Below are 17,139 nucleotides of genomic sequence, written 5' to 3' on the forward strand. Positions count from 1 at the left end.
TCCGGATGGTGGACGTCAGCCGGCCGCCGCGGCCGCCGCCGCATCCGCTGCCGCCGCCCGCAGCAGCGCGTCGAGCAGGCCGGGGAAGCGGGCTTCGAGGTCCCCTGTGCGCAGCGAGATGTAGCGCTCGCGGCCGATCTTGCGGGTGTGCGTCCAGCCGGCCTGCCGCAGGATCCGGAAGTGGTACGAGCCGGTGGCGCGGGTGACCGGCAGCTCGATGTCGCCGCAGCCCGCCTCACCGTCGGCGGCCAGCCGGCACACGATCCGCTGCCGCAGCGGGTCGCTGTACGCCTGGAGCAGCTCGCCGAGCCGGATGGCGCCGGTCGCGGGCTGGTCGGCGTCGGCCGGCGGGGAGGCGCTGGGGGGATCCTTCAGGGGCATATTTCGATAGCTCTCTAAGTGAGTGATAGCGTCCGGAGCGTCGAACCTTTCGACGTCTCTCTAATTATCCACCCGGGGTGGGCACCTTCGCGTGCCGTGTTCCGCGGGCCGCAACGGTGTGCCCGTTCGCCTGCCGCGGCCACCCCGCCCGCATCCGACGAGGTGACCATGCCCGGTACGACCCATGATCCCGCCCCCGCCGACCAGGAATCCGCGGGCCCGGCCTCCGGCGCCCCGCTGCGCACGCTCTTCTGCATCGGCGTGACCCAGGACTTCTTCGCCGCGGACGACGAGGAGCGCGCCGCCGTCGCCGCCGCCCTGCCGCCCGCCTTCGGCCGGCTCGCCGAACGCTTCGGCGTGCGGGTGCTCGGCACCCTCGACGACGACCAGCTGATGGTCGGCGCGTCCACCGCCTGGCCGTGGACGTCGTACATCCTGGCCGACGTGCCCGACCTGGACACCGTCTCCGCCGTCTGCGGCATCGTCCGCGACACCGAGGCGGGCGCCGGGCGGCTGTGGCGCTACCTGCGCATCGAGGCCAGGGTCGGCCGCCCGCTGTTCTTCGGCACCGACTGATGCCCCGCACTGTCGCCTCGCCCCGTCACCACTGTCACGAAAGGCCCGCACCGTGCTCGACACCGGCCTCGCCGACCGCACCGTACTGATCACCGGCAGCGCGCAGGGCCTGGGCGCCGCCCTCGTCCGCGCGTTCCACGCCGAAGGCGCGTACGTCGCCGCCCTGGACGTCGACGAGGAGGGCAACCGCGCGCTCGCCGCCGGACTCGACCCCGACGGCGACCGCATCCTCCCGGTCCGCGCCGATCTGCGGGATCCCGCGGCCATCGAGTCCGCACACCAACTCGTCGACGCCTGGCGGCCGGTGGACGTGCTGGTCAACAACGCGGCGCGGCCGCTGACGACTTCGCTGTGGGAGATCACGCCGGAGCAGTGGGACGAGGTGTTCGCGGTCAACCTGCGCGCCGCCTTCCTGCTGACCCGCTCCGTCGCCGCCGGGATGCGCGACCGCGGCTTCGGACGGATCGTCAACATGGCGTCCGTCGCGGGCCAGACGCCCCGGCCGACCGGCGCCGCCTACGGCTCGTCCAAGGCCGGGCTGATCGCACTCACCCGCGTCTTCGCGGCCGAACTCGCCCCGTACGGCGTCACGGTGAACGCCGTGTCGCCCGCGATGATCGATACGCCGATGGTCCGCTCGGTCGGCGCCGAGGCGCTCGCGGAACTCACCGCGCAGGTGCCGCTCGGCCGGATCGCCACCCCCGAAGAGGTCGCCAGGGTCGCCGTCTTCCTCGCCTCCCGTACCTCTTTCGTCACCGGCGCGACCTATGACGTCAACGGTGGCGCCTTGATGCGGTGAAACGGTTGGGGCGCGGGGAGTTGGATGTGTCACGAGAATCGAATGCCAGCACGGAAACCACTCATAATGATGAACTCACCTCTCGTGGCTGACTGTTCACCCTCTGTGCGTACAGTATGAGTGCGTCGAGGTCGTCGGCACGCGTGATGTCCCCCATTGGCGCGGCCGGCGACTCCACTTCTCTTGTGGGGGTTCCACACACGTGTCCACCAGCTCCACCGGCCCGTCCGGCATGCCCGTACACCCGCGGCCGACCGGTCCCGAAGCCCCGGCGGCCCGCCGTTCCGTGCGCCGCTTCGCCGCCGCCTGCGTCGCCACGGCGCTGACGGCGGGCCCCGTCCTCCTCCTCGGCGCCGGGTCCGCGCACGCCGCCGAAGGCCACGGCGCATCCGGTGCCGCCGTCCTGCGCACCAACCTGGACGTCGGCCTGCTCAACAAGGCCGTCAACGTCCCGCTGCACGTCGCACTGAACGACGTGCACGCGCCCGCCGACGCCGACAAGACGGCGCTCAGCGTCGACCTGGACGGCGTCGACCACGGCAAGCCGTTCAGCGTGCTCAGCGCCGACGTCGCCACCGCACGCGCCACCGCGGAGGCGAAGAAGGCCGAGGGTTACAGCAACCTCGCGCACGCCAAGGTCCACGTCCCCGGCCTGCCGCTGCTGTCCCTGATCGAGGTGGAGAAGGTCACCTCGCGCGCCGTGTGCGAGGCGGGCAAGCGCCCGGTCGCCTCGTCCAACGTGCTGGGCACGGTGAAGGTGCTGGGCAAGACCGTCACGCTCACCGCGGGCGGCACGACGGAGGTCAAGGTTCCCGGAGTGGGGGACGTCCGTCTCGATCTGTCGAAGAAGAGCGTCACGTCCGCGACGGCTGCGGCCACCGCGCTCGACCTCAAGGTCGCCATCAACCCGCTGAAGCTGAACGTCGCCGAGGTGAACGGCCACGTCCAGCTCGCCGATGCCACCTGCACCACGCCGGGCGGCAAGGGCGAGGGCGAGACCGGCGGGACGACCGGCGGCAACAGCGGCGGCGCCACGTCCGGCGGTCAGGACGGTGGCCAGACCGGCGGCCAGACCGGCGGGCAGAACGGCGGCCAGTCCGGCGGCGGGTCGGACGGCGGTGCGTCGGGCGGCGGCAAGGGCTCCGACGCGAACGCCGGGACCGGGTCGGGCGACAAGAACCTCGCCGAGACCGGCAGCAGTTCGACCACGCCGTACCTCGCGGGCGGCGCCGCACTGCTGCTCGTCGCGGGCGCCGGATCGCTCGGCTACGCCCGCAAGCGCAAGGCCGCGGCCCAGCAGGGCGACCGCGGCTGACCGACCCCGTATGCCGGACCGGTGCCGTGGGGGCGCCGGTCCGGCATACGGCCCGAGGCGTGCCGGCCGGTCCGGCGCGCCTCACTCTCGCCGGGCCGGCCGGAGCGTGGTCCGCCCGGCCCGGCGAGTCCAACGCCCGGTGTCCCGGCCGGAGTTCAGCCCGCCGCCCGGCTCACGCCTGCTCGTCCAGGACGTCGGCGAGCGCGGCCGTGAAGCGGTCCGTCGTCGCCCGGTCGCGCACCGCCAGCCGGAGCCAGTCCGGGCCCAGACCGGGGAACGTGTCGCCGCGGCGCACCGCGAAGCCGCGGGCCCGCAGCCCGGTCCGTACCGCCGCCGCAGCCGGCAGGCCGATGAGCACGAACGGGCCCTCGGCAGGCCCGCACACGGTGATCCCGCCGAACTCGCCCAGCCGGGCCAGCAGATGCTCCCGGTCCGCGGCGATCCGCACCGCCGCCGCCTCGGCCTCGGCCAGCGCGGCCGGCTCGCAGCACGCCTCGGCCGCCACCAGCGCGGGCGACGACACCGGCCACAACGGCTGCGCCCGCGCCAGTTCCGCGAGGATCTCCGGCGCCGCCAGCACATAGCCGATCCGCAGCCCGGCCAGCCCCCAGGTCTTGGTGAGGCTGCGCAGCACCACAAGACCCGGCAGGTCCTTCCGCCCGGCCAGCGACTCCCGCTCCCCGGGCACCGCGTCCATGAACGCCTCGTCGACCACCAGCGTGCGCCCCGGCCGCGCCAACGCGCCCAGCACACCCGCCGGATGGAGCACCGACGTCGGGTTGGTCGGATTGCCGACGACGACCAGATCCGCGTCATCGGGCACCGCGGCCGGATCAAGGCGGAAGCCGTCGCGTGCGTCGAGCAGCACCCGCCCCACGCTGTGCCCGGCGTCCCGCAGCGCCGCCTCGGGCTCGGTGAACTGCGGGTGCACCACCACCGGCCTGCGGGCCCGTACCGCCCGCGCCAGCAGCACGAACGCCTCCGCCGCGCCCGACGTCAGCAGCACCCGCTCCACGGGCAGACCGTGCCGGGCGGCCACCGCGCACCGCGCCGCCGTCCCGTCGGGATACGCGGCCAGGCCGTCGAGGGATGCGGCGATCCTGGACTTCAGCCACGCCGGGGGAGTGCCGGTGCGGACATTGACCGCCAGATCGGTCAACCCGGCCTCGCCGCCCCGCACTTCGGCGTCGCCGTGATGCCGCAGATCGGGCTCGTGGACCGCGCCCGCCCGCGGCGGCGCGGACTCAGCGGGCGCCGACACGGTGCCCCCGCGACGCGGCCGGCATCCCCGCGGCGAGCACCTCGCGGTACCGCTCCACGAGCGCGTCGGCCAGCTCGGGACCGGGACCGGCCGGCTCCGCGCAGGTCACCGCGGTTTCCGGATGCGCGGCCGTCCACCCTTCCACCTGGAGCCGCAGCCGCTCCACCGCGCCACCGGACAGCGGGAAGGCGGGCAGCACCACGATCCGGCCCGGCGCACCCGGCACCGCACCGCCCAGCACCCGGCAGCGGTCCAGGCCCGCGGGCACGTCGGGCGCGGTGTACGAGAGGAAGGCGGTCTCCACGCCGGCGAAGCCGCGGCCCTCCCACAACAGCCGCGCCATCCGCGCCACATCGGCATTGGCGTATGGATCGCCGGAGCCGCCGCCCACCAGCAGCACCGTCGTCCGCGCCCGGTCGCCGGGCCGCCGCGCGCCGCCGCCCAGCGCCTCGTCGAGCTGCCGCTCCAGCGCGTCCAGGAGCCGCGGATGGCCGCCAGGATCCTGCCCGCAGACGTACGTCAGCTCCGGATGGCGCCCGGTGGCCCGCGCCAGCTGCGCCGGCACCCCGCCGTAGGTCTCCGGCAGCAGCGGCACCGCGGCGATCCGCGTCACGCCCTGCCCGACGAGCGCGTCGACGGCGTCGCCGAGCGGCAGCGCGGACGGCGCGGGGCCGGCGAACCCGCCGGCGACGGGCACCTCCGGATGGCGCGCGCCGATGACGTCGAGCAGCGTGCGCAGGGCCTGCGCACCACCGTCGTCACGGGTGCCGGGACCGGCGATGAGCAGAGCGGGAGGGGTGGTCACACTGTCTCCTTGGTACGGGTTCCGCGTCCGCAGGGCCGGTCCGCAGCCGGGCCGGGTGGGGGAGGGCATGACGATAGCGGAGGGGGCGGCGAGGTCCCGACCGCGGTCGCCGCCGACCGGGGCCGCGACGGCGCACGTGGCACGCGCCGGGCCGCCGGGCGGCGCCGACTTCCGTTTGCCGACGAGCAGTTCGGCGCCGGGCCCGGCGGCCAGCAGCGCCGCCGCCTCGGCCACACTCGGCGTCCCGGCAGCGGCCAGCGCGGCCGCCGACGGCGGCGCCTGCACCCGGACGGCGGCCAGCGCACCGGCCGGATACGCCAGCAGCGGCACGCCCAGCAGCCGCGCCGCGCCGGTCAGCCCCGGCTCCGCCGCCTTGGTCTCCACGGTCGCCAGCGCGGCGAGCGCGCCCGCGGGGCACCCGGCCGCCGCCAGCGTCTCCCGGACCAGCTCCAGCACCTCGGGCACGGTGACGCCACGGCTCGCGCCGACGCCCGCACAGAACCCGCGGCCCGCCCCCTCCGCGGTCACCGGCGGGCCCGCCGGACGTGCCGGGACGGCGGTGGGTAGGTAAGCAGGTGACAGTGAAGGGCGGGTCCGGGGAAAGGAGCGGGACAGTGCCGGTGGCCATCGCGCTGGGCGCGTTCGTGATGACGCTGTTCGGCGGCTGGGTCGCTCAGCACGTCACCGACCGCAGGCACCTCGTCCTGGGCCTGGCGGGCGGCCTGATGCTGGGGGTCGTCGGCCTCGACCTGCTGCCCGAGGCGCTGGCAGCCGCGGGCGGCAAGGTGTTCGGCGTTCCCCTCGCCCTGCTCTGCTTCGTCCTGGGCTACCTCGCCGCACACGCCCTGGAACGGCTGCTCGCGGTCCGCGGAGCCGCGCACGGCGCAGGACCGCCGCACGCCACCTCGCACCGGCCGCCCGAAAAGAACGGACAGCGGGCGGCGCCCGGCCGGGTGCCGCAGGTCGGGCTCACCGCCGCCACCGCGATGGTGGTGCACAGCACCATGGACGGCTTCGCGATCGGCCTGGCCTACCAGGCGGGCGACGAGATGGCGGTGTCCGTGGCACTCGCCGTCATCGCGCACGACTTCGCCGACGGCTTCAACACGTACACGCTCACCAGCCTCTACGGGAACGCCAGGAAACGGGCGCTGCTGATGCTGGGCGCGGACGCGGTGGCGCCGCTGATCGGCGCGGGCGCCACCTTGCTGGTCACCCTTCCGGAGCACTGGCTCGGCATCTACCTCGGGTTCTTCGGCGGCCTGCTGCTCTACCTCGCGACCGCCGACATCCTGCCCGAGGCCCACCACGACCACCCCGCGCTGACCACCCTGACCTGCACGGTCGCCGGAGCCGGTTTCATCTGGCTGGTGGTCGGCCTCGCGGCCTGAATGCCTGCGTCCGCACCCCGGCCGGGCGCCCGGCCCTCCGGACACGGACGCGGACCGCGGCGCCGGGCGGACGGCGCCCCTCATACCGCCGCGACCCCCCGGCCCAGCCGCACCGCGCCGCGGTGGCCCGCCACGACGGCGGTGAGCGAGGCGGGCCCGGCGGCGAACGGCGCGCCGGGCCACCGGACGCCGAGCGCCGCCAGCCGGTCGGCCGCGGCACCGGGATCGGGCGCGGTCGCGTGCAGCGAGAGCAGCGGCAGCACGGGGAGTCCGGCGGCGGTCGGGTGCGGGGTGTCACCCCAGTCGAGCAGGAACGGCGTGAGGCCACAGGCCGCACCCGGGGGCGTCAGCCGCCAGGCGAGTCGGCCGCCGTCCGGGGTCCGCCGGGACATCGCGACCGGCGTGCCCGGATCGAGGCCCGCCGCCCGTGCGCGCGCCACCCGCGCGGCGATATCCGTGCAGCGGGCCGCCCACGTCACCAGGCACGGCCCGGACAGCGTGTCGATGCCGAACCAGCGCGGCCCGGCCGGCGCCGGCGCCTCCCGATCAGGACCGATGATCTCCAGGTACGCGCCGTCGCCGAGACCGAGCAGGCAGTTGCGGGTGCCACGGCCCGGATGGCTGCCGCCGGGCACCGGCCGCAGACCGGTCAGCCCGGCGAACTCGGCGACGGTGCGGTCCAGATCGGGGGTGGCGAGGACGAGGTGATCGAGCACGGCCGCCCCGCTCACCGGGCACCCACCGCGGTGCCGCGCACGGCGCCCGCCACCAGCCGGGTGGCCAGCGACGGCGCGGCCGCCCAGTGCACATGCAGATACGAGGCGTGCACCCCGCCCTGCACGAAGCCCTCCACCCGGCGCTCGGGATGCGTGAGGCCCCAGGCGGGGGACGCCCCGGCGCCCGGTTCGACGGCCGTGCGGTGGAACTCGTGGCCGCGCACCCGGGTGCCCGCGGCGGCCAGCGCGTTGTCCTCCAGCGCCACCGCCTCCCGGTACCCCAGCGTCAGCCGCTCCGACATCCGCGCCTCGGCCGGCAGCACCCCGCACATCGGCTTCCCGTCGATCGACCCGGCGAGGTACAGCAGCCCCGCGCACTCGGCCGAGACCGGTGCCCCGGAAGCGGCGAGGCCGGCCACCGCTGCGCGCAGCGGCGCGTTCGCCGACAGGTCCGGCGCGTACACCTCGGGAAAGCCGCCGCCGATCACCAGCCCGCCGGTGCCTTCCGGGAGTTGCTCGTCGCGCAGCGGATCGAACGGCACCACGTCGGCGCCCGCGGCGGCCAGCAGTTCGGCGTGCTCCGCGTACGAGAAGGTGAAGGCGGCGCCGCCCGCGACGGCGATCAGCGGCCGTCGGCCCCCGGCCACCGGACCCCCGGCCTCGGCGGCCTCGGCGGCCGGATCCCAGGCCGCGTCCGGCAGTTCGGGCACCCCGCGCGCCAGCGCCAGCAGGGCCTCCATGTCACAGCCCGCGCGCACCCGTGCGGCTAGCTCGCGCACCGCATCCAGCGCGTCGGCCCGCCGCTCGGCGACCGGCACCAGGCCCAGGTGCCGGGACGGCGTACGGACCTCGCCGGTGCGCCGCAGCGCACCCAGGACCGGCACCCCCGAGGACTCCATCGCCTCGCGCAGCAGCGCCTCGTGGCGGTCCGAGCCGACCTTGTTCAGGATCACCCCGGCCAGCCTGACCTGCGGATCCCAGGACGCGAAGCCGTGCACGAGGGCGGCCACCGACCGGGACTGCGACGACGCGTCGACCACCAGCACCACCGGCGCCCGCAGCACCTTCGCGACCTGCGCCGTGGAGGAAAGCTCCCCCATGCCGGACGCGCCGTCGAACAGCCCCATCACACCCTCGACGACGGCCAGATCGGCGCCTCGCGCACCGTGCAGGAACAGCGGCGCGAGCCGGTCCGTGCCGCACAGGTAGGCGTCCAGATTGCGGCCGGGCCTGCCGGTCGCCAGCGAGTGGTAGCCCGGGTCGATGTAGTCGGGCCCCACCTTGTGCGGCGACACCGCGAGACCGGCCTCGGCGAACGCCGCCATCAGGCCGGTGGCCACCGTCGTCTTGCCGGCGCCCGACGCCGGCGCGGCGATCACCAGCCGGGGAATCGTGCCCGCGCTCATGCCACGGTCACCATTCGATGCCCCGCTGGCCCTTCTGGCCGGTGTCCATCGGGTGCTTCACCTTCGACATGTCCGTCACCAGATCGGCGAAGTCCACCAGCGGCTGCGGGGCGTTGCGCCCGGTGATCACCACGTGCTGGGTGCCGGGACGGTCGCGCAGCACCGACACCACCTCGTCGGTGTCGATCCAGCCCCAGTGCATCGGGTACGCGAACTCGTCCAGCACCAGCAGCTTGTACGTCTCGGCCGCCAGGTCCCGCTTGACCTGCTCCCAGCCCTCGCGCGCCGCGTCCTCGCTGGACGCGATGTCGCGCTGCACCCAGGACCAGCCCTCGCCCATCTTGTGCCAGGCGACACTGCCGCCCTCGCCGCTCTCGCCGAGCACCTTCAGCGCCCGCTCCTCGCCGACCTTCCACTTCGCCGACTTCACGAACTGGAACACCCCGACCGGCCAGCCCTGGTTCCAGGCCCGCAGCGCGAGACCGAACGCGGCGGTCGACTTGCCCTTGCCGACGCCCGTGTGGACGAAGACCAGCGGGCGGTTGCGGCGCTGGCGGGTGGTGAGCCCGTCGTTCGGTACGACGGACGGCTGTCCCTGCGGCATTACGCGACCCTCCTGGATCCCTGAGTGTGTGCCTGCCCGCGGGCGGACCTGCCGCCCGCGATCTCGCCTGCGGCGCCCGCGGGTACACCGCCGCGGCCGCCCTGCACGTTTCGTACCAGCGCCGAGACGCTGTCCGCGCGCAGCTCGTCGAGGGTGACGGCGGTGCCCTGCAACTCCCGCGCCAGCACGCCCGCGAGGCCCAGCCGTACGGGCCCCGCCTCGCAGTCCACGACCACCGACGCGACGCCTTCCGCGCCGAGCAGCCGGCCCGCCCGCGCGGCCCGCTCCAGCGGCCCGCCCGCGGCCCCGCCGCCCTTGCCGGTCGCCCGCCCGTCGGTCACCACCACCAGCAGCGGCCGCCGCGAGGCGTCCCGCATCCGTTCCACGCGCAGCACCTCGTGGGCCTTGAGCAGCCCCTCGGCCAGCGGCGTACGGCCGCCGGTCGGCAGCGTCTCCAGGCGCGCGGCGCCTGCCTCGACCGACGACGTCGGCGGCAGCGCGAGATCGGCGCCGGTGCCGCGGAAGGTGATCATGCCGATCTTGTCGCGCCGCTGGTACGCGTCCAGCAGCAGCGACAGCACCGCGCCCTTGACCGCGCCCATCCGCTTGCGCGCCGCCATCGACCCGGAGGCGTCCACCACGAACAGGACGAGATTGCCCTCCCGCCCCTCGCGCACCGCCTCGCGCAGGTCGTCCCTGCGCAGCACCAGACCCCGTCCGCTGCGCCCGCGCGCCCGCTGGTGCGGCGCCGCCGCATGCACGGTCGCCGCCAAGTGCAGCTTGCCCAGGGCGCCTTGCGGCCGCCGGGAGCCGGTCGTCCTCCCGCGCGCGGTACGCGCCCGCGACCTGCGCCCGTCCGCGCCCTCACCCAGACCCGGCACGTCAAGACGCCGGGTCTTGAACGGCTCCGCCGCGCCGACCGCGGCCTGCTGCGCCCGGGGAGCGCCGGCGGGCTGATCGGCGGGCGGCGCATCCGGCGCGCCGTCCGTGCCGTCGGCCCCGCAGTCCTGCTCGGGTACGGACGGCGGGCTCTGCTCGCGCGGCCCCGGCACGGTGTCGTCCTGCGGCGCGGGTCCGCCGCCGTCGGGCCCGCCGTCGGGGCCGCCCCCGTCGGGACCGTCGCCGCCGCCGTCGGGACCGTCGTCCGGGCCCTCGGGTTCCGGGTCGTCGCCGCCGTCCTGCCCGCCGAACTCGTCCAGGGTCTCGTCGAGTTTGTCCTCGTCCAGGCCGGGGGCATCGAACGGATTACGGCGCCTGCGGTGCGGCAGCGCCAGCAGCGCCGCCTGCCGGACGTCCTCGGCGAGCACGTCATCGCGCCCCGCCCACGCGGCCAGCGCCGTCGCCGTACGGGCCATCACGATGTCCGCCCGCATCCCGTCCACCTCGAACGCGGCGCAGGTCGCGGCGATCTGCCGGAGCGCGGCGTCGCCCAGCGTCACCTGCGACAGCAACTCCCGTGCCGCGACGATCCGTTCGCGCAGCGCGTCCTCATCGGCCGCCCAGCGCGCGGCGAACCCCGCGGGGTCCGCGTCATAGGCAAGGCGCCGCCTGACGACCTCCACCCGCAGGTCCGGCTCCCGCGACGCGGCGACCTCCACCGTCAGACCGAACCGGTCAAGCAACTGCGGCCGCAGCTCGCCCTCTTCGGGGTTCATCGTGCCCACCAGCAGGAACCGCGCCGCGTGCCGCACCGACACGCCCTCGCGCTCCACGTACGAGGCGCCCATGGCGGCCGCGTCCAGGAGGAGGTCGACGAGGTGGTCGTGGAGCAGGTTGACCTCGTCGACGTAGAGGACCCCGCGGTGCGCGTCGGCCAGCAGGCCGGGCTCGAACGCCTTGACCCCGTCCGACAGCGCCCGCTCGATGTCCAGCGCCCCCACCAGCCGGTCCTCCGAAGCGCCGACGGGCAGTTCGACCATGCGGGCCGGGCGGTCCTGGCCCGCGCCCTCCTCGTGCGGGCCGTCAGGACAGCCGGGGTCGGGGGCGAGCGGCCCGCAGGAGAAGCGGCAGCCGGGCACCACGTCGACGGCGGGCATCAGCGCCGTCAGGCCGCGCACCATCGTCGACTTCGCGGTGCCCTTCTCGCCGCGTACCAGCACCCCGCCGATGGCCGGCGAGATGGCGTTGAGCACGAGGCCGAGGCGCATGTCGTCCTGGCCGACGACCGCGGTGAACGGGTAAGGAACCGAGGCCATGTAACGGGTACCCCTTTCGAGGGTGGATTCGCGGGATGGAACGTGGTCGGGCGGTACGGATCGGGACGTCACGGCGCCCCCGGAGGAACGAACGGCAGCCCCTCCGGCACCCCCTTCTCGATCAGCCGCAGCAGCGCGTCCGTGTCCGCGTGTTCCTCGATCAGATCGCCGAGCCGGTCCAGCTGTTCCTCCCGCAGCGCGCCGAAGGCGGTGTCGGGCGCGGGCACGAACGCCCGGCCCGCATCGGCCGCCACCCGCCGCAGGAACTCCCGCCGGAAGGCGTCGCTCTCCAGCGAGCCGTGCCAGTGCGTGCCCCACACCGCACCCACCCGGCAGCCGTCCAGAGCCTGCCCCCGCGCGTCGGTGAAGAACGCCTCCCCGCCGTCGACCTCGGCCACACCGTGGTGGATCTCGTACCCCTCCACGGGCTCACCGAGCGCCGTGCCGGCCGGCCTGGCCAGCGTCTTCTCGGCGGCGAACCGCACCCGTACGGGCAGCAGTCCCAGGCCGGGCACGGTGCCCGCCCGGGACTCGACCTCGTCGTCGATCAGCGTGCCGAGCATCTGGAAGCCGCCGCAGATGCCCAGCACCGGGCGGCCGTCCGCGGCCCGCCGCGCGACGGCGTCCGCCAGGCCGCGCTCGCGCAGCCACTCCAGCGCCCGCACCGTGCCGCGGGTGCCCGGCAGCACCACCAGGTCCGCGTCGGCCAGCTCCTCGGCGCGGTCCACGAACCGCACCACCACGCCCGGTTCGGCGGCCAGCGCGTCCACGTCCGTGAAGTTCGACATCAGCGGCACCGCGGCGACCGCGATCCGCAGCACATCCGCGCCGTGCGGCGGCGCCACCACGCTCTCGCGCACCGCGCCGCGCAGCGAGACCCGCAGCCCGTCCTCCTCGTCGATGCCGAGCCCGTGCGCGTACGGCAGCACGCCCAGCGTCGGCCGCCCCGTGAGGGTGCGCAGCATCTCAAGACCCGGCTCCAGCAGCGACACATCGCCCCGGAACTTGTTGACGAGATACCCGGCGACCAGCGACTGGTCCTCGCGCGAGAGCAGCGCCGTGGTGCCGAAGAAGGAGGCGAACACCCCGCCGCGGTCGATGTCGCCGACCACCACGACCGGCAGCCGCCCGGCCCGCGCGATCCCCATGTTGACGATGTCGGTACGCCGCAGATTGATCTCGGCGGGGCTGCCGGCGCCCTCGCAGATCACCGCGTCGTGGGTGCGCCGCAGCTCCTGGAGGCAGTCGGTGACGGTGCCCAGCAGCTGCTCGCGCCGTCCCGTCTGCGGCGTGCCCGCACCGCCCCGGCCGTCGCTGCGGCCGAAGTACCCCTTGGCGCTCATCTCGCCCACCGGCCTGCCCAGCAGCACCACTTGGCTGCTGCGGTCGCTGCCCGGCTTGAGCAGCACCGGGTTCATCAGCGCGGTCGGCTCCACCCCGGCGGCCGCGGCCTGCATCGCCTGCGCCCTGCCGATCTCCGCGCCCTGGCGGGTCACGAAGGAGTTCAGCGACATGTTCTGCGCCTTGAACGGCGCGACGCGCACGCCCTGCCGCGCCAGCCAGCGGCAGATCCCCGCCGTGACCACGCTCTTGCCCGCGTCCGACGTCGTACCCGCGACCAGCAGGCCGCCGCCGAGCGCCCCGCCCGGCGCCGTGTGCCGCCCGTTCACCCGGTTCTCCTTCCGTGCCGGGAGACCGCGGAGCGCAGCGCGCCCGCGGCCAGCCGCCCGGCGACCGTCGTCGTCAGCGCCAGCACACCCACCCGGCGCGAGAGCCGCACCGCACGCGCGATGTCGGCGGCCCCGGCCGGCCGGCCCGCGCCGTTGAGCTGCGGCCGGTGTTCCATGCGTCCGCCGTACGTCAGCGTGCCGCCGAGGCGCACTCCCAGCGCGCCCGCGAACGAGGCTTCCACCGGGCCCGCGTTGGGGCTCGGATGCGCGGCGCCGTCCGCCTTCCAGGCGCGCGCGGCGGCCCGCCTGTCCGGTGCGGCGAGCACCGTCAGCGCGGCGGTGAGCCGGGAGCCCGGCCAGCCGGCCACGTCGTCGAGCCGGGCCGAGGCCCAGCCGAACTTCCGGTAACGGGGCGACTTGTGGCCCACCATCGCGTCCAGCGTGTTCACGGCCCGGAACGCCACCAGACCCGGCACGCCGCCCAACGCGCCCCAGACGAGCGCGCCCACGACGGCGTCCGAGGTGTTCTCCGCCACCGACTCGACGACCGCGCGCGCCATCTGCGGTCCGTCCAGCGCCTGCGGGTCGCGTCCGCACAGATGCGGCAGCCGCCGCCGCGCCCGGTCCGTGTCCCCGGCCAGCAGCGCGTCGCCGATGGCGCGCGCCTCCCGGCCGAGTGAGGTGCCGCCCAGGACGGCCCAGACGGCCGCCGCGGTCAGCGCCGTGCCGGCGGCTGCGCGGGCCGGGCCATGGGCGCGCGGGCCGCCGCGTACGGCGCGCTCCAGCAGGGCGGCACCCGCGGCGGCGCCGCCCGCGCACAGCACGGCGTGGGCCGCGCCGTAGCCGCGGTGGTCGCGCCAGAGACGGGATTCGACGGCGGCCGCGGCCCGGCCGAACGCGGCCACCGGGTGGCCGCGTCGGGGATCGGCGGCGATCAGGTCGCCGAGGAAGCCGAGGGCTGCGCCGCACGCGTAGCCGGCGTGTTCGGCACGCATCGGATCAGGCCGCCGTCACGCCTCGAAGGGACAGGCCGACGGCAGCGGGGGCCGGTGCGTCGTCGCGCGAAGATCTCGAACTGCGGCCGGGCATGGCGGTATGTCCTCACTCAGGGTCCGCGCCCTGGCTCGACGTGACGGCGACAAGAGTCTCCTGGCTCCCGGATCGGCGCTTCCCCCGGCCTTCCCGTCCCCGCGTACCCACCCGGCGGGCGGGCACGGTCGGACCGTGGCCTTCGTTGGAGGAGCGCTCCCCGGTGACAGTGGCGGGACCGCGCCGGATTCTCACCGGACTTCCTCTTCTGTCGCCGATTGGCTCCGGCAGTCCACCACGCCCCGCGAACGCCGTCAACTCACCCTTGACCTGCGGTGCTCCGCCCCGTCATGCGCTGTGGCGCACACCACAGGACGGCCGGCGGACGCACGGACGAGGCGCCCGGCAGCCGCACCACAGCGGACCACCGGGCGCCTCGGACGCGCCGTCGTACCAGGCCGCGTCAGGCGGCGACGATCAGATAGATGCCGTACGCCACGGCCGCCGCGCACACCGCGAAGGCGGCGTACGCACCGATCCGCGCCCCGGCCCCGGGTGCGCCTGCGCCGGCCGCGGCACCCTCCTGCTGCGTCGTGCGCGCCGTACCGACGATGCCGACCGTGAACAGGCCCACGATCCCGACCGTCACCACGAGGGTGACGCCGAAGACCTGGCCGAGAGCTGCCCAGTCGATACTCATGTTGCGGATTCCTTAGGTGAGGGCAGCCGGCTAGCTGGTGAGGGACGCGGTCTTGGCGCGCGGGGCGCCGGCGCCGTTCGCCGGGGTGATGGCACCGGCCGCCTCCTGGGCGGGCACGGTCTGTCCTGCCGGGGGAGGGGTGACGGTCTGGAGGGCCGCGGTGACCACTCCGGCCGGCTCCGGCGCTTCGTTGACGTGGGTGTGGTCGATCGGCTTGCGCCGGGACGCGGCGAAGATGGCGCCGCAGACGCCGAGCGCCAGGATGGCGACCGCCGCGACACCCCAGTCGCCCTGGTCGGCCAGGAGCGCGGCACCGGCCGACACCAGCCCGGCGGCCGGCAGGGTCAGGCACCAGGCCACGACCATCCGGACGGCCGTCGACCAGCGCCCCACGCCGCCCTTGCGGCCCAGACCCGAGCCCATCACCGAACCCGAGCAGACCTGGGTGGTGGAGAGCGCGAAGCCGAGGTGCGAGGACGCCAGGATGGTGGCGGCGGCGCCGGTCTGGGCGGCGAAGCCCTGCGGCGGCTGGATGTCGGTGATGCCCTTGCCCATCGTGCGGATGATCCGCCAGCCGCCCAGGTACGTGCCGAGCGCGATGGCCAGACCGGCCGAGGCGATGACCCACAGCGGCGGGTCGGCGTGCGGGGCGACCACTCCGCCGGTGATCAGCGCGAGCGTGATCACACCCATCGTCTTCTGTGCGTCGTTGGTGCCGTGGGCCAGCGAGACCAGGGCCGCAGAGGCGATCTGGCCTGCGCGGTAGCCCTTGGCGGTCTCCTGCTCGTCGCGGTTGCGGGCCAGCCGGTACGTGAGCCGGGTCGCGGCCATCGAGGCGATGCCGGCGACGATCGGGGCGGCCACTGCCGGGATGAGGACCTTCATCACGACGGCCCCGCCGTGCACACCGTCCGTGCCGACCGACACCAGCGTGGCGCCGATCAGGCCGCCGAACAGGGCGTGCGAAGAGCTGGAGGGGAGGCCGGCGAGCCAGGTGAGGAGGTTCCAGACGATCGCGCCGACCAGACCGGCGAAGATCACTTCAGGTCTGATGCCGGCGCTCTCGTCGATGATTCCGCCGGAGATGGTCTTGGCGACCTCCACCGAAAGGAAAGCGCCGACGAGATTCAGCGAAGCCGACATCGCCACCGCGATCTTGGGCTGAAGTGCCCCGGTGGAAATGGTGGTGGCCATCGCGTTGGCCGTGTCGTGGAAGCCGTTCGTAAAGTCGAACACCAAGGCCGTGACGATCACGATCCCGATGAGAAGCGTGATGTGTTCCATTCACCCAGGCAATCAGTTCGATGGTCAGAGACGCTGAGACCGTAGGAAGAGTGGATGAACGGAAGATGAACGTGACCGGGCGCATCGGTGACACCCCCGCACTGTTCACGAGGAGGAGTCCCAGGGGCCACGCGGGCACCATCCGCCGGCCGCTTCCCCGCGCTGCGGCCGCCCCCGTACGGTAACGCGCAGCGCGCCCTCGCCCACGCACCCGGAGGACCCCGTGAAGGACCGCCCCGCCCCCTCGCCCCGGCCGGGCGCGGATGCCGTGCCACCAGGCCCGGAACCCTCCGGCACGCCGGACCGGGAGGCCCTCGCGAGCGCCTGGGACGCACTCGTCGCCACCGCCCGCCGCACCGTCACCGACGGCCTCGTCGTCGGCACCTCGGGCAACGTCTCGGTACGCGTCGGTGACCTGATCCTGGTCACCCCCAGCGGCGTCCCCTATGAGCAGCTCGGCCCCGCCGACCTCACCGCCGTCGGCCTCGACGGCCGGCCCGCCCTCGGCACCCTGCGGCCCACCAGCGAACTCCCCATGCACCTCGCGCTCTACCGCAGCACCACGGCCGCCGCGATCGTGCACACCCACGCCCCGCACGCCACGGCCGTCTCCACCCTGGTCCCCGAACTCCCGCCCGTCCACTACATGACGGCCGCGCTCGGCGGCCCCGTCCGGGTCGCCCCGTACGCGCTCTACGGCAGCGAGGAACTCGCCGCGCACGTGCTCGACGCGCTGCGCGACCGCACCGCCTGCCTGCTGCGGAACCACGGCACCATGGCGTACGGCGCGAGCCTCGGCCAGGCCCTGGACCGCACGGCCCAACTGGAGTGGATGTGCCGGGTCTGGCTCGCCGCGTCCTCCGTGCCGGGACTGACCCCCGCCCTGCTGTCGGACGCCCGGCTCGACGAGGCCGGCCGCAAGCTGCGCGGCTACGGCCAGTAGACCGGCGACGGGGGCTGAGCGGCGCTCGCGCCGCGGTTTCCGTCACCCGCCCGCGCCCGCCCGC

General features: G+C 75.1%; 15 protein-coding genes, 2 pseudogenes and 1 riboswitch. Of the genes and pseudogenes, 5 read left to right on the forward strand and 12 right to left on the reverse strand.

Annotated elements, in window-relative coordinates; all coding sequences use genetic code 11:
* Nucleotides 1-15 precede the first annotated feature (15 nt).
* Nucleotides 16-381, reverse strand: coding sequence for an ArsR/SmtB family transcription factor (locus tag LIU39_RS07660; RefSeq protein ID WP_227045809.1), 366 nt, complete (start codon nt 379-381; stop codon nt 16-18).
* 168 nt (nt 382-549) lie between these two features.
* Between LIU39_RS07660 and LIU39_RS07665 the strand changes: the two genes are divergently transcribed.
* The 3 genes from LIU39_RS07665 (at nt 550) to LIU39_RS07675 (ending at nt 3,071) form a co-directional block, all read left to right on the forward strand.
* Nucleotides 550-957, forward strand: a complete 408-nt coding sequence (locus LIU39_RS07665) for a hypothetical protein (protein ID WP_227045810.1) — start codon at nt 550-552, stop codon at nt 955-957.
* A gap of 52 nt (nt 958-1,009) precedes the next feature.
* A complete protein-coding gene (locus LIU39_RS07670) occupies nt 1,010-1,756 on the forward strand; it encodes an SDR family NAD(P)-dependent oxidoreductase (protein ID WP_227045811.1) in 747 nt (248 codons plus the stop codon).
* A 202-nt stretch (nt 1,757-1,958) separates the two neighbouring features.
* Nucleotides 1,959-3,071, forward strand: a complete 1,113-nt coding sequence (locus LIU39_RS07675; protein WP_227045812.1) for an SCO1860 family LAETG-anchored protein — start codon at nt 1,959-1,961, stop codon at nt 3,069-3,071.
* A gap of 172 nt (nt 3,072-3,243) precedes the next feature.
* On the opposite strand, the gene cobC is transcribed toward LIU39_RS07675, so the two are convergent.
* The 3 genes and pseudogenes from cobC to LIU39_RS07690 all read right to left on the reverse strand — a co-directional run.
* Nucleotides 3,244-4,332 carry an Rv2231c family histidinol phosphate aminotransferase CobC gene (gene cobC / locus LIU39_RS07680; protein ID WP_227045813.1) on the reverse strand — a complete coding sequence of 363 codons (1,089 nt, stop codon included), beginning with the start codon at nt 4,330-4,332 and terminating at the stop codon, nt 3,244-3,246.
* 34 nt (nt 4,333-4,366) lie between these two features.
* A pseudogene (locus LIU39_RS07685) lies at nt 4,367-5,137 on the reverse strand (sirohydrochlorin chelatase); the annotation flags it as partial.
* A gap of 135 nt (nt 5,138-5,272) precedes the next feature.
* Nucleotides 5,273-5,665, reverse strand: a pseudogene (locus LIU39_RS07690) (cobalamin biosynthesis protein); the annotation flags it as partial.
* 86 nt (nt 5,666-5,751) lie between these two features.
* Here LIU39_RS07690 and LIU39_RS07695 point away from each other — a divergent pair.
* The gene (locus LIU39_RS07695; protein ID WP_227045814.1) at nt 5,752-6,528 is read left to right on the forward strand and encodes a ZIP family metal transporter; all 777 of its coding nucleotides are present in this window, start codon (nt 5,752-5,754) and stop codon (nt 6,526-6,528) included.
* An 80-nt stretch (nt 6,529-6,608) separates the two neighbouring features.
* Here LIU39_RS07695 and LIU39_RS07700 read toward each other — a convergent pair whose 3' ends face one another.
* The 8 genes from LIU39_RS07700 to LIU39_RS07735 all read right to left on the reverse strand — a co-directional run bounded on the left by LIU39_RS07700 (nt 6,609) and on the right by LIU39_RS07735 (nt 16,132).
* Nucleotides 6,609-7,259 carry a VOC family protein gene (locus LIU39_RS07700; RefSeq protein ID WP_227045815.1) on the reverse strand — a complete coding sequence of 217 codons (651 nt, stop codon included), beginning with the start codon at nt 7,257-7,259 and terminating at the stop codon, nt 6,609-6,611.
* A complete protein-coding gene (locus LIU39_RS07705) occupies nt 7,256-8,650 on the reverse strand; it encodes a cobyrinic acid a,c-diamide synthase CobB (protein ID WP_227045816.1) in 1,395 nt (464 codons plus the stop codon). Before LIU39_RS07705 ends, LIU39_RS07700 begins: the two co-directional genes overlap by 4 nt.
* A gap of 7 nt (nt 8,651-8,657) precedes the next feature.
* Nucleotides 8,658-9,254: a cob(I)yrinic acid a,c-diamide adenosyltransferase gene (gene cobO, locus LIU39_RS07710; protein WP_227045817.1), complete on the reverse strand. Its 597-nt coding sequence runs from the start codon at nt 9,252-9,254 to the stop codon at nt 8,658-8,660.
* A complete protein-coding gene (locus LIU39_RS07715) occupies nt 9,254-11,449 on the reverse strand; it encodes a putative cobaltochelatase (RefSeq protein WP_227045818.1) in 2,196 nt (731 codons plus the stop codon). The genes cobO and LIU39_RS07715 overlap by 1 nt, the downstream gene beginning before the upstream one ends.
* A gap of 68 nt (nt 11,450-11,517) precedes the next feature.
* Nucleotides 11,518-13,119 carry a cobyric acid synthase gene (locus LIU39_RS07720; RefSeq protein ID WP_227045819.1) on the reverse strand — a complete coding sequence of 534 codons (1,602 nt, stop codon included), beginning with the start codon at nt 13,117-13,119 and terminating at the stop codon, nt 11,518-11,520.
* Nucleotides 13,116-14,114, reverse strand: coding sequence for a cobalamin biosynthesis protein (locus LIU39_RS07725; RefSeq protein WP_227045820.1), 999 nt, complete (start codon nt 14,112-14,114; stop codon nt 13,116-13,118). The genes LIU39_RS07720 and LIU39_RS07725 overlap by 4 nt, the downstream gene beginning before the upstream one ends.
* Before the next feature lie 148 nt (nt 14,115-14,262).
* Nucleotides 14,263-14,413, reverse strand: a riboswitch (cobalamin riboswitch).
* Nucleotides 14,414-14,611: 198 nt separating this feature from the next.
* Nucleotides 14,612-14,848: a hypothetical protein gene (locus LIU39_RS07730; RefSeq protein ID WP_227045821.1), complete on the reverse strand. Its 237-nt coding sequence runs from the start codon at nt 14,846-14,848 to the stop codon at nt 14,612-14,614.
* 30 nt (nt 14,849-14,878) lie between these two features.
* Nucleotides 14,879-16,132 (reverse strand): inorganic phosphate transporter, encoded by a 1,254-nt coding sequence (locus LIU39_RS07735; RefSeq protein ID WP_227045822.1) that lies wholly within the window; start codon nt 16,130-16,132, stop codon nt 14,879-14,881.
* Between the two features lie 268 nt (nt 16,133-16,400).
* Between LIU39_RS07735 and LIU39_RS07740 the strand changes: the two genes are divergently transcribed.
* Nucleotides 16,401-17,075 carry a class II aldolase/adducin family protein gene (locus LIU39_RS07740; protein WP_227045877.1) on the forward strand — a complete coding sequence of 225 codons (675 nt, stop codon included), beginning with the start codon at nt 16,401-16,403 and terminating at the stop codon, nt 17,073-17,075.
* The last annotated feature ends 64 nt before the right edge of the window (nt 17,076-17,139 follow it).

It is taken from the genome of Streptomyces pinistramenti (genome assembly GCF_020564935.1).
GTDB classification, from domain to species: domain Bacteria; phylum Actinomycetota; class Actinomycetes; order Streptomycetales; family Streptomycetaceae; genus Streptomyces; species Streptomyces pinistramenti.

Excerpts from the sequence above, each read along its gene's own strand:
- LIU39_RS07705 (WP_227045816.1), bottom strand. The coding sequence starts at position 8,650 with ATGAGCGCGGGCACGATTCCCCGGCTGGTGATCGCCGCGCCGGCGTCG.
- cobO (WP_227045817.1), bottom strand. The coding sequence starts at position 9,254 with ATGCCGCAGGGACAGCCGTCCGTCGTACCGAACGACGGGCTCACCACC.
- LIU39_RS07735 (WP_227045822.1), bottom strand. The coding sequence starts at position 16,132 with ATGGAACACATCACGCTTCTCATCGGGATCGTGATCGTCACGGCCTTG.
- LIU39_RS07730 (WP_227045821.1), bottom strand. The coding sequence starts at position 14,848 with ATGAGTATCGACTGGGCAGCTCTCGGCCAGGTCTTCGGCGTCACCCTC.
- LIU39_RS07715 (WP_227045818.1), bottom strand. The coding sequence starts at position 11,449 with ATGGCCTCGGTTCCTTACCCGTTCACCGCGGTCGTCGGCCAGGACGAC.
- LIU39_RS07725 (WP_227045820.1), bottom strand. The coding sequence starts at position 14,114 with ATGCGTGCCGAACACGCCGGCTACGCGTGCGGCGCAGCCCTCGGCTTC.
- LIU39_RS07660 (WP_227045809.1), bottom strand. The coding sequence starts at position 381 with ATGCCCCTGAAGGATCCCCCCAGCGCCTCCCCGCCGGCCGACGCCGAC.
- LIU39_RS07665 (WP_227045810.1), top strand. The coding sequence starts at position 550 with ATGCCCGGTACGACCCATGATCCCGCCCCCGCCGACCAGGAATCCGCG.